Genomic DNA, 14,350 nt, shown 5'->3' with positions numbered 1-14,350 from the left:
CGATTCGGTGCAGAGAAAACCATAGGCGCACCAAATAAGTGCAAACAGCTTTTACTACACCCACCTGACCAAACAGCGGCTGACAGTGTAACCCCTTTGACAAGGGATTTGCAGCATTACTTACCGGCATGGAGGCAAATACCGATTACGGTCCATATAATCCGGTTTTCCGGGGTCACCCTGCAACGTGCTACAAGGGTGCCAGAGCTCTCGGTTATTCGGTATAATGCGCCGTTAACGAATGGTTAAGTTATCCGTCCTACCCGCCTTGACTACCCAGCCCACAAGGTCTCCTGATCCATGAAGTTCATCATCAAACTGTTTCCGGAAATCACCATTAAAAGTACCCCGGTAAGAAAACGCTTTATTAAAATGCTGCGTAAAAATATTCGCACCATTCTCAAGCGTGTGGATGAGAATATCGATGTCTGCGGTGTATGGGATCATATAGAAGTCACGACCAGTAGCAATGATCAGATCCTGGTGGCAGAGGTCGGTGACCTGTTAAGCCATATCCCGGGCATTGCCTACTGGCTACAGGTGGCGGAGCACAAGCTGGTCAGCCTGGACGATGTTCTGGAAAAAGCCGTTGAGGCTCACTCAGAAACACTGGCGGGCAAAACCTTCTGCGTTCGCTGTAACCGGACCGGCAAGCACGATTTCCAGTCCATTGAGGTAGAGCGATTTGTCGGTGGCGGTCTTATCCAGCAGACCGAAGCCAAAAGGGTCAGCCTGAAAAATCCTGAAATAACGGTTCGTATTGATATCAAGAATGACCGCTATTTTATGACCCAGAAGCGGGGAGCCGGTCTGGGTGGCTATCCCCTCGGGTCTCAGGAGCCGGTTCTCTCGCTGATTTCCGGCGGTTTTGACTCTACGGTGTCGAGCTTCCTGACCATGAAGCGCGGCATCCGAACTCACTTCTGCTTCTTCAACCTGGGTGGGCATGCCCACGAGCTGGCAGTAAAAGAGGTGGCTTTCTACCTGTGGAACCGTTTTGGTTCTTCTCGCCAGGTAAAGTTCGTTACCGTACCTTTTGAAGGCGTTGTCGAAGAAATACTGACCAAAGTGGACAACGCCCAGATGGGCGTTATTCTCAAGCGAATGATGCTCAGGGCCGCCACTAAGGTGGCCAAAGAGATGGAGATGGCGGCACTGGTAACCGGCGAAGCCATTGGTCAGGTTTCCAGCCAGACACTGCCAAACCTGGCGGTGATTGACTCGGTAACCGATGCCCTGGTGCTCCGGCCCCTGATTACCATGGATAAGCAGGCAATCATCGATATATCCATACAAATCGGTACTGAAGAATTCGTTCGTAATATTCCGGAATACTGCGCAGTGATCTCGAAAAACCCCACCACCCGGGCCAGGGTAGAGAGAATTGTGGCAGAAGAAGAGCGGTTCAACTTCGATGTACTCGAAGATGCTATTCAAAGCCGGAGAACGGTCTCTATCCACGATATCATTGCGGATGACCTGACCCGGGAAGAAGTTGAGGTGGTTAGTGAAGTCCATCAGGGTGAAGTGATTATCGATATTCGTCACCCCACTGAAGAAGAGATAAAGCCATTTACCATGCCCGGACGCGAGGTGGTGATCATTCCCTTCTATCAGCTGCGCACACGCTTCCCGGAGCTGGACAACAATCGACATTACCTGCTCTACTGCGAAAGAGGTGTAATGAGTCAGCTGCATGCCATGCACCTTCGGGAAGAAGGGCATGAGAACGTTGGCATATTTAACCCGAAGCCGTAAATTTTCTACCGGGAAGGCACACCGATTTACCCGCGTTGTCTTTGTGGTTCACAGCTGTATGGTTCAAAAGGAGTAACATGGATGAAACTGGCCCTGATCGCTGCGGTGGCAGACAATAACGCCATTGGCATCAATAATAAAATGCCCTGGTATCTGCCGGGGGATCTGCGCTATTTCAAAGCGGTTACCATGGGCAAGCCTGTGATCATGGGCCGGAAAACCTTTGACTCCCTGGGCAAGCCTCTGCCAGGCAGAACCAATATCGTCATTACCCGGGATCACAACTGGCACCACGAGGGCGTCAGCGTCGTTCACAACCTGGATGATGGGATTGCCCTGGCGGAGGCGGCTAACCTGATCAACGGTAACGAAGAAATCATGATTATTGGTGGCGAACAGATCTATCGACAGGCGATTGATCAGGCTGACCGGCTTTACCTGACCCGGGTGTATCAAAGTTTTGACGGTGATGCCTTTTTCCCGGACATCAACCCGCAGGAGTGGCGGGAAATCTCCCGGGAAGACACCCAATCAGAAGATGAGCAGCCACTGACTTACAGTTACCTGGTGCTCGACAGGGCCTGAAATCAGCACCTGTCGTTTTGCCCTCTTTCACCTTGGGCATAAGCCACATTTCCTGCCGCCTCAGATGCAGGAAATGCCCTTTTCTCCAATTCTGATTGTCTATAGTTAGTTGAACAGCTTGTCATGTTGCATGGAAAAACTGTCTGTTGTCTATCTTGTTCGCTGGGCAGACAAGGCATCATTTTTACAAATCATCAATAAGTCAATTCAAGCCTTGAATAAGGGTTACCTTAGGGAATGAGGAATGCCCCGGATACCATCTACAGATCATATTTCTTCGCACCGCGCAGGATACCCGCCATCCGAACCCGGTAAAGGTCAACACGCCACGGATACCCGGGAAATAAAATCGGTTGAGACCATCATTCAAGCGACTGAGCATATTGAATCCAGGCACTGGCATAACCGTTTAATCTCTTTCTGTAAGGAAAAAATACATCGCTTTATTCACCCTGCCCCCTCGATGAAAGTGAGTGATCTGCTTGATGATCTGACCAAATACAATCCAGAGAACCCACAGAAAGTACTTGCTGCATTAAAACTGCATGCTGGCCACATCAAGCTGCATCGATCAGAAGATGGCAGACTGGGTATTTCGGATGGAAATATCGCTATCAGCACAGAAACGATGGAAGCTGTCGTCAAATCCACTCAACTCAGCAGCATGGATATGGCCTATGAGTATTTACGTAAAGGTAAAACACCACCTGATGGCTTCCTGCAGCAGGTACTACTGACGCATATCCATAGAAAAATTCGCCTGGCAATGCAGTATGAAAAAACCGCCGGCTTACCCGTCATGCAACAACAACTTCAGGGAAGAGAGCAATATGGAGGGCATCCTGAACAACAATATGAATATATTAAAAACTTATTAATAAAGGTTGGCATAAAAGATGAAAAAACGTTCACTTTTGAACGAATGCTTGAGTTTAAAAAAGAGTTACGAAACAACCTGGTCCTACCCATTGAGGAACAAAAATCAGCAACCGGCAATAAAGTAAAAAGTATTGACAGTGCAGCCCTCGATCATCAGCAGCCACCACTTCCTCAGCTACCTGAGCCGAAGAAAACAGGTCATTTTATCGAGAAAGAAGACAGTAAACATATTCAACAACTGGCTTCAGGAGAACGTTTTTTTGCAAATATACACCTTAAAGATATTGGCAACAAAATAAAGAGAAACATCTTACGTAACAAAAGACACCAGATTTACAATTTCTTTATTTTACTTACTGGAGCCATCCTCACTGCTATTTTCCCACCCGCTGGCATCGCCATTGGTATTGCCGTTGCTGTCGGACTGATCACTGATCTGGGTTACATCGCTTTCTGGTCTTCCAGTACCGAACTCTGGCGCAGGGTCAGGATGGTCAGAGGACTTAAACAAATAAAAAAATACGCTGACTTTGACTACACCAACTTTGATAAGTCAAACGACAAGAAAAGAAAAAAGCTAATCAACAAACTCCGTTATCGATGCACTCATAAAACCTTTTCACAAATATATAACGCTTATGCCGATCTCGAAAAGCAGGCAATAAAGCTCAAAACAATGGCAGAAAAAGAACAGAAGACACTGGCAGAGTCTATTGCTTTAGAGAAAGAGAAAGCACTGTATTTTGAGCGAAGAAAAAAACTGAAAGCCAATTTATTTTACTTTGACAAGCTTATCGAGAATGTCGTGATCAGCCGCACCATTCTTGAAAACCGGTATATAAAGGATCTGGAAGACCTGTGGAATTCAAAATTTAGAGACATGCCTCCTGAAAAAAGAGAAGAATTGTTCAAGAGTGTTACCACAAACAAAAAGTTAACCATTCACGGCTACCAGATAAAAACCAATGAAAAAAAATGGATGCAACACATCATTCCTCACTGGATGAATCCTGCCCGGCACACAGCAAGTCAACCGGATTCTGATAATGCGGGAATTGAGCCTAAACAAGAATCTGCGGCCTTTAAATCAGCCGGGGTTTTGAAAAGCATGATTCAGGATTTTTTCTATACCCAAATCAAAGGAACCTTATATAAAAATCTGGTAAAAATTTTCAAAATAGCTGGAAAAAGAGGAAGCACCATCAATTTAACCCCAGTCGCTCCAAAGATTACTTTGAGTGGAGTCTTGTGCTATGTGGCTTTCTTTTTTATGGATATGGCTGCCGATCATGCAAATACCAAAGTTAATAAAAAGAGAATGGCAAAGATGATCAAAAAGCAGCCTGATTATACCAGACAACTGTTTGGCAAACGACTGAGAACAGGGCGCGAGGAAGTTGGTACGCTACGCTCACTGGCCAAACAGGAATTGGAGCCAATGGTTGATCATTTACTCCAGTCGATAAAATCAATGGAAGACATTGGCAACAGCCTGGAAGCAGCCAGGCAGCGAAGTGAGCTGCTCAACAAAGGGCCGTATGAGTCAATGAGTGATGAAGAAGCCGCGATAGTTATCCTTAAACATGCCGCCTTACAACAGTTGCTTGATCAGGAAATTAACAGTGCATTCGGTACATTCTATCGTGTTGTTCAGGAAAAAAGTGCCAACTGGAACAAACAAATAGCCAAAACACTGATTGGTAATAGTGTACGGGTTGTTTCTACTGTATCCGAAGGCCAGGAACGCAGATACACTCCAGGGGCTGCCCGGGTGAGAGAATCAGCAGATCAGTATTCTCACAATAAACATCACCGTTTATCATCGGAGGATTTCTTGCACTCTATCCGAAACCAACCCTGTGGCCGTCTGATTATCCGGTTTCGTACAGGAGAAATATCAGAAGGCCAGGCACTCAAGGAAATCAGAGAACTCGATAGTCTGGACGAACTGCTTGACTTAAGAACCTGGATTGAAAAAGCACAAAGAGAAGGAAACTACCAAAAGCACGAAGAGACTCTCAGGCTGTTCCACAGCATTATTACTTATGTTATTGGCAGCAAATATAACTCTTCTCAATCCCCTCAACACCCTATTGGCAACCAGCGCCCGATTGATCCGGTTTAGCCATGTACTGGCCATCGATAGCGCCGCTGACCACAGTTCAGGCCCACAATTTCGGAAAGCAACAATACGAACCGGTAGTTGTACCAACCTATAATCGATAGATGATCTATAGGAGAACACTGCCTTATGTTTGTACGTCGTCTGTTGGGTGCACTGTTGGTATCCACTCTGGCCATGCCAGTTATTGCTGACAATACACTGCTACTGCCTGAGAAAACAAAACTGCTGGTTCTTGATGGTAAAGATGCCGATCATCTGGGCAGCAAGAAGGACCTCTCTCTTGGCAACGGCCGTCATCAGTTGGTATTCCAGCTGAAAATGCTGGTGAGGGACGGTGGTGATACCAGAATGTTTACCACCAGTCCGTATATCATGACGTTTGACCTGTCTGGCGATCAGGCCTACACCATTAATGCCCCGAGACTGAAAACAGCAAAAGATACCGATAAACTGTCACAGTCGCCAAAGGCTCAATTCTCAATTACCAATGCCAAAGGTCAGGCGATTCCCTTTGAGTTCAGCGTGCTTAATAAATCCGGGCTGTTAATCGGCGGAGACACGGTGGAGGATATCCAGAAGTTTAACCTGTCTGACAGTCCGGCGGCTGTTCGGGCAATGGCCGGAACCGTTTATATTGCTAACCCGCAAGGTGTCTCATATCAGGTTGCCCAACCTTCTGTCATGCCAGCACCGGCAATGGCTCAGCCAATGAGTGAAAGCATGCTGCAGTACTGGTACAACCAGGCAGATGAAACAACCCGTGAACGATTCCTTCAGTGGGTTTCTGACAGTAAAAAAACCGGGAAGTAGCCCGCTCGTTTTCAGTTAACCCAGGAGGCTGTCCGAGAATAGACTGCCCTACTGCGGTGACAGAAAATTGGTCTAAAAAGTCGGAAATTTTTAGTAAATAGAACCACTATTCACTAAAAATTTCCGACTTTTTATCCTCAATTTTCTGCCATCCTCGCTACGGGTGCTATTCCCGGTCAGCCTCCTACCGTTTTCATAAGAACCTTTGACTGCCTTTTGGGGTTATATTTTGCTTTAAGCTCTGTCGGCAAATCATCACAGGCAACTTCAGCAAATTCCCGCTCAATAAACCAATGAGTAGTCTGGGTGGTCATGACGTAGATTTCGTTCATGCCCTGTTCTTCTGCCAACGCTTCAATATGGGCGAGCAAACGATCACCGCGCTGTGCATCTCGATAGTCAGGATGGACCACAACACAGGCCAGTTCTGCAGCACTGGTACCATTTTCATAGTACGGATGAAGAGCAGCACAGCCGATGATCATGCCATCCAGCAACACGACACTGAACAGCTTTATTTCCCGTTCCAACTCTTTTCGGGAGCGACGGCGCAGTATGCCTTTTTCCTCGAAAGGGCGGATCAGTTCAAGAATACCGCCCACATCCTCAATGGTTGCACCACGGACTTCTTCATAGTGATCTCGGGAAATCAGCGTACCGGCACCATCACGGGTAAACAGCTCCATCAACAGTGATCCATCATCCTGATAACTGATAATCTGGGCCCGTTCGACACCATCGGAGCAAGCGGTCACGGCGGAGGACAGCAGTCGTCTGGACTCACCGGTCTGCGACTCAAGTTCTTTAATGGCTTCATGGGGAGAAATTCTATTGATCAGATGCCCCTGATGATCAAAAATCCCCTGCTGCTCAGCGTAAAGTATCAATTTTTCAGCTTGCAGACTGATGGCGGTCCGGGTAGCCACTTCCTCTGCTTCAATATTGAAAATCTCTCCGGTGGGGGAAAGCCCGAGGCAGGAGAGTAACACCACATAACCACTGTCCAACAGATGATCGATGGCCTGGCTGTCTATCTTCCGGACTTCGCCCGTATGCTTAAAATCGATACCATGAAGCACACCCAGGGGTTTGGCGGTCACAAAGTTACCACTGACAACACGAATCCTGGCACCATGCATGGGCGAGTTCACCAGCCCCACCGAGAGCCTTGATTCAATCAGGGCTCGCATATTTCCTGCAGCATCTTTGACACACTCAAGGCTCTGCCTGTCAGTAACCCGTCGTTCATTATGCACTCGGCCATTGCCAGCCCCGCCCTGATGAATCACTGTTTTAATGCCACGTTCCCGTAAACGCTCATCAATCTGAGGGCGGGCACCGTGTACCAGCACCAGTCGGACACCCAGGCTGCTCATCAGTGCAATGTCACTGATGATATTACCAAGGTTGGGGTGAGCCAGCGTTTCACCACTGAGCATGATCACAAAGGTTTTCCCCCTGTGGGCATGAATATAGGGTGATGATTGACGGAAAAACTTCACGTACTTTTCTGCGCTGTCTGCTGAATGTTCCTTTTTTTTCACGCAAGCCACACTTGTTTATCCATGACACACTCTATTAAAGGCCGCCCTGAGTATCATATGCTCAGGTTATAAGAACATCGTGCAGTACTTCTCTTCAAGATAAGCAGTACTGTCTGATCAATGACTGCAAAATAGCAACCATTGGCTTTATCCGATCCTGCGAGAGGTATTCATCTGGCTGGTGTGCCTGATCAATATCACCTGGTCCCAATACCACGGTATCCATACCCAGTCGGCTAAAGAATGGAGCCTCAGTAGCAAATGCTGCGACTTCTGCCTGATGCCCTGTCAGCTTCTCACAGGCAGTCACCAGATCCGAATTCTCAGGACCGGCAAAAGCTTCAATAGCCGGTGTTATTGCTTCGAGTGAGATCTCAACCTGATCCGCTTCAGCAATTGGCAAAAGCCTCTGACGAATTTGCTGCCGCAGTTGTTCGCTGTCCATCCCCGGCAGCATACGAATATCGAAGTCCAGCTGGCACTGCCCACAAATGCGGTTAGGGTTGTCGCCACCATGAATGCAACCCAGATTCAAGGTAGGGGTAGGAATGGTAAAGCCAGGGTTCTGATAACGCTCGGCCAGTTCGGCGCGAAACTGCATCAAGTCAGTGATCACCTTGTGGGCTGTCTCCATGGCATTACGACCCAGTGCCGGATTGCTGGAATGGCCTGATTGCCCAAGAATCTGAATACGCTCCATCATAATGCCTTTGTGCATATGAATAGGTCGCATCCCGGTAGGTTCTCCCACCACAGCATACCGCGCTTTTGGTCGACCAAGTTCCGCCAGGGCACGAGCGCCATTCATTGAGGACTCTTCATCCGCCGTGGCCAGAATGATCAATGGTGCTGTCAATGGCGTGCCCAGATATCCCCGAACAGCCTCCATGACCAGGGCAAAGAAGCCTTTCATATCGCAGACGCCCAATCCATAAAACCGGCCATCTCTTTCTTCCAGGGCAAACGGTGAACTTTTCCACAGGCTGTCATTGTAGGGAACCGTATCCGTATGCCCGGCCAGTACCAGACCTCCCGGGCCACTGCCAAGAGTTGCAATCAGGTTTGCCTTGTGGGGAGCCCCGGGCAGGGGTTGAATCTCGCACTGAAACCCCATCGCTTCCAACCACGCCGCCAGTTCATTGATAACCGGCAGGTTACTCATATCCAGATCAGGCAGGGTTGAGCTGACAGAAGGTATCTCGATCAATCTTGAAAGTGCATGCTGAAATGTTGGCTGCTGGCTGCTCATAACCCTGATTATCACCGTCTATTGAAGGGAGTCTCTTAAGATGATAAACAGGGCAGGCCTTATTGGAAACTAAATCCTAGCCAAAAATCAACTTGAGGCAGTGGAAGAAAATAATCGCCAGAATCGCTCCTGCTGGCAGAGTGACCAGCCAGGACATAAAGATGGTGCTGATAACGCGCAGGTTCAAAGCGCCGATCCCCCTGGCCAGTCCCACGCCAAGAACCGCACCAACCAGCGTATGGGTTGTGGAGATCGGCAAGCCAGTGCCAGATGCCATCACCACCGTAGAGGCCGCCGCAAGCTCTGCGGCAAAACCCCGGCTGGGTGTCAGCTCGGTAATATGAGAGCCTATGGTAGCCATAACCTTATAGCCCCATGTCGCCAGCCCTGCCACAATGCCTACAGCCCCCACCAGCAGAACCCAGGGCGGAACGGAAGACTTGCCGACAATTTCACCACCACTGATCACCACACTGACAACCGCTGCCAATGGCCCCACTGCATTGGCCACATCGTTGGAGCCATGGGCAAAGGCCATGGAACAGGCGGTAAAAATCATCATAACCCCAAAGACTTTCTCCACACTGGAGAAATGAAACGACATATCCGCCTGAATATCTTCTTTTATTTTTGCCAGCGCCATCTGGCCAATAAACATTATGACCAAGCCGATAATCAGTGAGAGCACGGTGCTTTCGGCATAATCCAGCGGCAAGCCAATATGCTTAAGGCCCTTGATCAGCGTGACCATCGACATCATGAAGCCAACCAGAAACATATAAAGGGGCATATAGCGCTTGGCGTTTCTGAAGGGATTTTCAGTATCCAGAATCAGCTTCTGCACGCTGACAAAAATCAGGAAGGCGAACAGCCCTGACATCAGGGGAGAAACAACCCAGCTGCCAACAATGGCGGCCACTTTTCCCCAGCTGACGGTGTCGGCAGAGATACCAACAGCCGCAAAACCGACAATGGCCCCGACAATAGAATGGGTAGTGGACACCGGCCAGCCGTAATGCGTAGCGACCAGTAACCAGGTGCCAGCAGCCAGCAGCGAAGCCAGCATGCCATATACCAGCAGATTGGGATTCTCGGCCAGCAGGGGTAAGGATGGATCAATAATCCCCTTGCGTATGGTTTCAGTGACCGACCCGCCTGCCAGATAGGCACCGGTGAACTCCAGCAGGATGGCGATACAAATCGCCTGTTTAACCGTCAGGGCTCCGGAGCCAACCGACGTGCCCATGGCATTGGCAACATCGTTGGCCCCAACCCCCCAGGCCATAAAAAACCCAAACAGGCAGGCCAGGATCAGGAAAACTGTGCCATATTCAGCGATAATACTCATCAGTCTGCATCCGGTTCAGTTAACGGGCCAGCAACAACTGGAGGTAACTACCAACACGGGAAGCCCGATCCGCAAGATCGCCCACCCACTCGATAATCTGATACAGAAACATGACGTCAACCGGTGGCAGCGTTTGCTCAAGATCAAACAGCATACGGCGTATTTTTACCTGGTCCCTGTCAGTTTCGCTCTCAATGTTGTCCAGCTCTTCAACCATTTTTTCCACCAGATCAACTTCCCGCCCCTGAAAACCGGTTTCCAGAAGCTCGTCCAGCTCATGAATGGCTTTCAATGCCTGTGCAGTTGTGGCAATTGAAAGGCGTACATAGGTAATGAATGCTTCGTGCATGGATTCAGGAATAACCATCTTTCTTCCTAACACAAGGCCTGCAATGTCCTTGGCACGGTTAGCCACTTTATCCTGAACGGTCACGATTTCCAGCAGATCGGTACGGGGAACGGGGAGAAAAAGGCTTTTGGGAAGTGACCGGCGGATACTTCGCTTGATGGCATCCGCTTCGTGCTCAAATTTGGTGATCTCCTGCTGAACCTCACACGCTGTCTCCCACTCTTCGGCAAACACTGCCTGAAAGAATGGCTCCAGCTGTAACGCACATTGGTGAACAGTGGTAATGTGCTTTTGAATAGGTCCTATTGGTGAGCGGCCGAAAACACTCGCCAGTATGTTGCTGGTAGGCATTTTTCCAATCCATCCGGTTGAACGCCTGATTATAGAAGGCCGTTTCAATTCCTGCACAGATGCGCATCAGCTGGCCCACAGAGCACAGAGTGCCTTTACCCATGAACCTATGATTTTTATATAATTTCTCCGTCCGATAGAATTTGACAACCGCATTGTGGATAAGAACATGAGCCAGGAAACCGAATTAAAGCTGTCTGTGCCTGCCGATCAGATTGAGCCGCTGAAAAGTCACCCATTCTGGCAGGAACATGCAGTACAGCCATCAGAAACCCTTCACCTTGGGAATACCTACTTTGATACCCGGGACCTGAGACTCAACCAGGCCAGGGTGGCTCTGCGGATTCGTGAGGTTAACGGACAATATATCCAGACCCTGAAAACCCGGGGAGAAAGCATCAACGGCCTGAGTCGCCGGGGCGAATGGGAGTGGCCGCTGCGCACCAATAAACTGGACGGGCAGGTTTTGACGCCTGTCTGGCCCGCTGAGCTCAGTGATTTATCGATAGAGCTGCTCAAACCTCTATTTACAACCGACTTCTCCCGCACTCGCTGGCTACTTGTCTGGCAACGCCCTTTTGCCAGGGTTGAGGCGGCACTGGATCAGGGGGCGGTAACGTCAGGCACTGGTTCCAGCCCTATTTGTGAACTGGAGCTTGAGCTGATGGAAGGGGATGAGTCTGCACTGATGGCCATCGCCTCTGCCCTGCAGCGCAGCTTTGCACTCACCCCGTCTGACCAGAGCAAGGCTGAACAAGGTTTCCAACTGATAGCCAACAGGCACTCCAACACTGAGCAGTACAAATGACCGGAATGTACTGAAACAATAAATCCATTTGTCCCCACACCGAAAAAAAAGAGAGAATATAAGGCAATTCCAGCTGCAAACGGTATTTCACGTGAACAATAATAAAGCAGATGGCCTGCAACACAGGGAGCAAATGCTGGATCTGGCCATGGTTGTGTCTGACCTGGTCAGAAGCAAGCATATCGAGCAGGCAACCGCTGATGATATCCTCAGCCGCCCGCGCACACCGGAACAAGTTCGTCTGCACCCCCTGGAATACCTGGCTGAGCTGGAGCTGGAGGATCTTTGTCATCCGGGTAACAAGCTGGATATTGAGCGCCTGTGTCAGTGGCTCGCCGAACTGGCGGGTCAGGATTACTGCCACATCGATCCTCTCAAGATTGATGCTACGGCCATTACCCCCATCATGTCCCATGCCTTTGCCATGCGGCACCAGATTCTTGCCGTCGAGGTGACCAGCACTGAGATAGTGGTGGCCTCTGCCCAGCCATGGCATCGAATCTGGGAAGACAATCTGCGCCATGTGAATCGCCGGGAAATCCGGCGGGTTGTCGCCAATCCAACCGATATCCGACGTTATACCGTCGAGTTCTATCGTCTGGCCCGGTCAGTGATGGGAGCCAGCTCGGAGGCCGGTGTCACTTCTGCCTCGCTCAATAGCTTTGAACAGATGCTGGAGCTGGGCAGCATGAAGGCGCCGGATGCCAACGACCAGCATATCGTCAACATTGTTGACTGGCTGCTCCAATACGCTTTTGAACAAAGAGCCAGCGATATCCACATTGAGCCCCGCCGGGAACAATGCAATCTCCGGTTTCGAATTGATGGTGTACTCCACTCGATTTATCAGATGCCAGTCAAAGTCGCCGCAGCAATGACCAGTCGCCTGAAAATTCTTGGCCGCATGAATGTTGCCGAGAAACGCAAGCCGCAGGATGGACGGTTGAAAACCCGTAACGCCGATGGCTATGAGGTCGAACTGCGTTTGTCCACATTACCTACCGCATTTGGTGAGAAGCTGGTGATGCGGATTTTTGACCCGGAAGTGCTGGTCAAATCATTCAGCGATATGGGTTTTTCCAGAGAAGATGAACGGCGCTGGAAAGCCATGTCAGGCCAGCCCAACGGTATCATTCTGGTGACGGGTCCCACGGGCTCTGGTAAAACCACCACGCTTTACTCAACACTGAAGCAGCTGGCCACGGATCAGGTGAATGTCTGTACTATCGAAGACCCTATTGAAATGGTGGAGCCTGCCTTCAACCAGATGCAGGTGCAACACAACATCGACCTGACCTTTGCCTCAGGGCTTCGGGCACTGTTAAGGCAAGATCCTGACATCATTATGGTAGGTGAGATCCGTGATCTTGAAACCGCCGAGATGGCAATTCAGGCCGCTCTGACCGGGCATTTAGTCATTTCTACCCTGCACACCAATGATGCGCCCTCTGCCCTGACGCGTTTGCTTGAGCTTGGTGTCCCCCCTTATCTTATTAAAAACACCGTGCTCGGTGTTATGGCACAACGTCTGGTCAGAACCCTCTGCCCGAATTGCAAAGCGAAAGCGCCGCTGGACACCAGTGGCTGGAAAGCCCTGACAAACCCCTGGCCCGCATCGGCACCCTCAGAAGTCTATCAGCCTGTTGGTTGCCTTGATTGCCGTGAAACGGGTTATCGTGGGCGTGCCGGCCTTTATGAGATTTTAACCATGAGCCCTCAGGTTAAGGATCTGGTTAATGAAAATCCTGACATTACACTGCTCAGCCAACAATGTATCAAGGAAGGCATGTATAGCCTGAGACAATCAGGTGCACAGAAAGTTGCCGCTGGAATGACCACCATAGAAGAAGTGATGCGGGTCACTCCCGAGTGAGCCCGGCAGCAATGTCAGAAAATGGCTTTCAGGAAAAAAATAACAAATCATAAATTCAGGGCCTTTGATATGAAGAAATACGCCTTTCTTTTACCGCTGTTGATCTTTCCAGCGCTGATCAACGCAAGCAGTAATAAGTCAACAGCTATTTACTCCGATAAGCATGGCCTGAAAATGATCGTCACAGAGGAGTCCGATTCATTTGCCAGACAGATAACGGCAAACACGCCCGGCAAGGGCCGTAAACAGGCACTGGAGAACTATATCAACAGCCTGCTAAAGGCACACGCTGTCTATAGCCAGCATGAAAGCCATGAAAAACCCACGCTGGTCTATCAAATTCAAGCCAATCAGGAAGGAACCATTGTTGCTACCCGCAGTGAGCAGGGCAGATACGGAGTACAGATAGGTAACAGAAGCTTACCGGTATACGGCATTCATTATGATCTTGAATCCGACTGCTCATGGCAGGAGCAGCTTTGCTGGGTATTTTATCCTTCTTCCCATCAACAAAAAGAACGATGGTTGGAAATTGCTTATGCTCCCCGTGTCATTGGAGAGTTAACTGAAGGTGTCAGCTTGCTGATACGGAATCTTCAGAAGTAATCATTGTTAAATCTCTGCTGGCCAAACCTGCCAGGGGGCACAAAGTGGCAAGAGTCAGGGCAGCA

The 14,350-nt window shown here is 49.4% G+C and carries 11 protein-coding genes; 7 read left to right on the top strand and 4 right to left on the bottom strand.

Annotated elements, in window-relative coordinates; genetic code table 11:
* The first annotated feature begins 300 nt into the window (after window positions 1-300).
* The 4 genes from thiI (at window position 301) to O3276_RS19370 (ending at window position 6,157) form a co-directional block, all read left to right on the top strand.
* A complete protein-coding gene (gene thiI / locus O3276_RS19385; protein ID WP_269672789.1) occupies window positions 301-1,758 on the top strand; it encodes a tRNA uracil 4-sulfurtransferase ThiI in 1,458 nt (485 codons plus the stop codon).
* Window positions 1,759-1,839: 81 nt separating this feature from the next.
* Window positions 1,840-2,343, top strand: a complete 504-nt coding sequence (locus tag O3276_RS19380; protein ID WP_269672788.1) for a dihydrofolate reductase — start codon at window positions 1,840-1,842, stop codon at window positions 2,341-2,343.
* 463 nt (window positions 2,344-2,806) lie between these two features.
* On the top strand, window positions 2,807-5,347 hold the full coding sequence (locus O3276_RS19375; protein WP_269672787.1) for a hypothetical protein: 2,541 nt from the start codon (window positions 2,807-2,809) through the stop codon (window positions 5,345-5,347).
* A gap of 126 nt (window positions 5,348-5,473) precedes the next feature.
* Window positions 5,474-6,157 carry a YccT family protein gene (locus tag O3276_RS19370; RefSeq protein ID WP_269672786.1) on the top strand — a complete coding sequence of 228 codons (684 nt, stop codon included), beginning with the start codon at window positions 5,474-5,476 and terminating at the stop codon, window positions 6,155-6,157.
* 176 nt (window positions 6,158-6,333) lie between these two features.
* On the opposite strand, the gene argA is transcribed toward O3276_RS19370, so the two are convergent.
* The 4 genes from argA to O3276_RS19350 form a co-directional block, all read right to left on the bottom strand.
* On the bottom strand, window positions 6,334-7,701 hold the full coding sequence (gene argA, locus O3276_RS19365) for an amino-acid N-acetyltransferase (protein WP_269672785.1): 1,368 nt from the start codon (window positions 7,699-7,701) through the stop codon (window positions 6,334-6,336).
* A gap of 94 nt (window positions 7,702-7,795) precedes the next feature.
* Entirely contained in the window at window positions 7,796-8,950 is a 1,155-nt protein-coding gene (gene argE, locus O3276_RS19360) for an acetylornithine deacetylase (RefSeq protein ID WP_269672784.1), read from the bottom strand.
* Between the two features lie 76 nt (window positions 8,951-9,026).
* Window positions 9,027-10,298 (bottom strand): inorganic phosphate transporter, encoded by a 1,272-nt coding sequence (locus O3276_RS19355; protein ID WP_269672783.1) that lies wholly within the window; start codon window positions 10,296-10,298, stop codon window positions 9,027-9,029.
* 19 nt (window positions 10,299-10,317) lie between these two features.
* Window positions 10,318-10,998: a TIGR00153 family protein gene (locus O3276_RS19350; protein ID WP_269672782.1), complete on the bottom strand. Its 681-nt coding sequence runs from the start codon at window positions 10,996-10,998 to the stop codon at window positions 10,318-10,320.
* A 169-nt stretch (window positions 10,999-11,167) separates the two neighbouring features.
* Between O3276_RS19350 and O3276_RS19345 the strand changes: the two genes are divergently transcribed.
* The 3 genes from O3276_RS19345 to O3276_RS19335 all read left to right on the top strand — a co-directional run bounded on the left by O3276_RS19345 (window position 11,168) and on the right by O3276_RS19335 (window position 14,285).
* Window positions 11,168-11,806, top strand: coding sequence for a CYTH domain-containing protein (locus tag O3276_RS19345; RefSeq protein WP_269672781.1), 639 nt, complete (start codon window positions 11,168-11,170; stop codon window positions 11,804-11,806).
* 133 nt (window positions 11,807-11,939) lie between these two features.
* Window positions 11,940-13,679, top strand: coding sequence for a type IV pilus assembly ATPase TfpB (locus tag O3276_RS19340; RefSeq protein WP_269676020.1), 1,740 nt, complete (start codon window positions 11,940-11,942; stop codon window positions 13,677-13,679).
* 21 nt (window positions 13,680-13,700) lie between these two features.
* Window positions 13,701-14,285 carry a hypothetical protein gene (locus tag O3276_RS19335; protein WP_269672780.1) on the top strand — a complete coding sequence of 195 codons (585 nt, stop codon included), beginning with the start codon at window positions 13,701-13,703 and terminating at the stop codon, window positions 14,283-14,285.
* Window positions 14,286-14,350 lie beyond the last annotated feature (65 nt).

It is taken from the genome of Endozoicomonas sp. GU-1 (genome assembly GCF_027366395.1).
Classification (GTDB): Bacteria; Pseudomonadota; Gammaproteobacteria; order Pseudomonadales; family Endozoicomonadaceae; genus Endozoicomonas.
This window is presented reverse-complemented; position numbering and strand designations above follow the sequence as displayed.

Excerpts from the sequence above, each read along its gene's own strand:
- thiI (WP_269672789.1), top strand. The coding sequence starts at position 301 with ATGAAGTTCATCATCAAACTGTTTCCGGAAATCACCATTAAAAGTACC.
- O3276_RS19380 (WP_269672788.1), top strand. The coding sequence starts at position 1,840 with ATGAAACTGGCCCTGATCGCTGCGGTGGCAGACAATAACGCCATTGGC.
- O3276_RS19375 (WP_269672787.1), top strand. The coding sequence starts at position 2,807 with ATGAAAGTGAGTGATCTGCTTGATGATCTGACCAAATACAATCCAGAG.
- O3276_RS19370 (WP_269672786.1), top strand. The coding sequence starts at position 5,474 with ATGTTTGTACGTCGTCTGTTGGGTGCACTGTTGGTATCCACTCTGGCC.
- argE (WP_269672784.1), bottom strand. The coding sequence starts at position 8,950 with ATGAGCAGCCAGCAGCCAACATTTCAGCATGCACTTTCAAGATTGATC.
- O3276_RS19355 (WP_269672783.1), bottom strand. The coding sequence starts at position 10,298 with ATGAGTATTATCGCTGAATATGGCACAGTTTTCCTGATCCTGGCCTGC.
- O3276_RS19350 (WP_269672782.1), bottom strand. The coding sequence starts at position 10,998 with ATGCCTACCAGCAACATACTGGCGAGTGTTTTCGGCCGCTCACCAATA.
- O3276_RS19345 (WP_269672781.1), top strand. The coding sequence starts at position 11,168 with ATGAGCCAGGAAACCGAATTAAAGCTGTCTGTGCCTGCCGATCAGATT.
- O3276_RS19340 (WP_269676020.1), top strand. The coding sequence starts at position 11,940 with ATGCTGGATCTGGCCATGGTTGTGTCTGACCTGGTCAGAAGCAAGCAT.
- O3276_RS19335 (WP_269672780.1), top strand. The coding sequence starts at position 13,701 with ATGGCTTTCAGGAAAAAAATAACAAATCATAAATTCAGGGCCTTTGAT.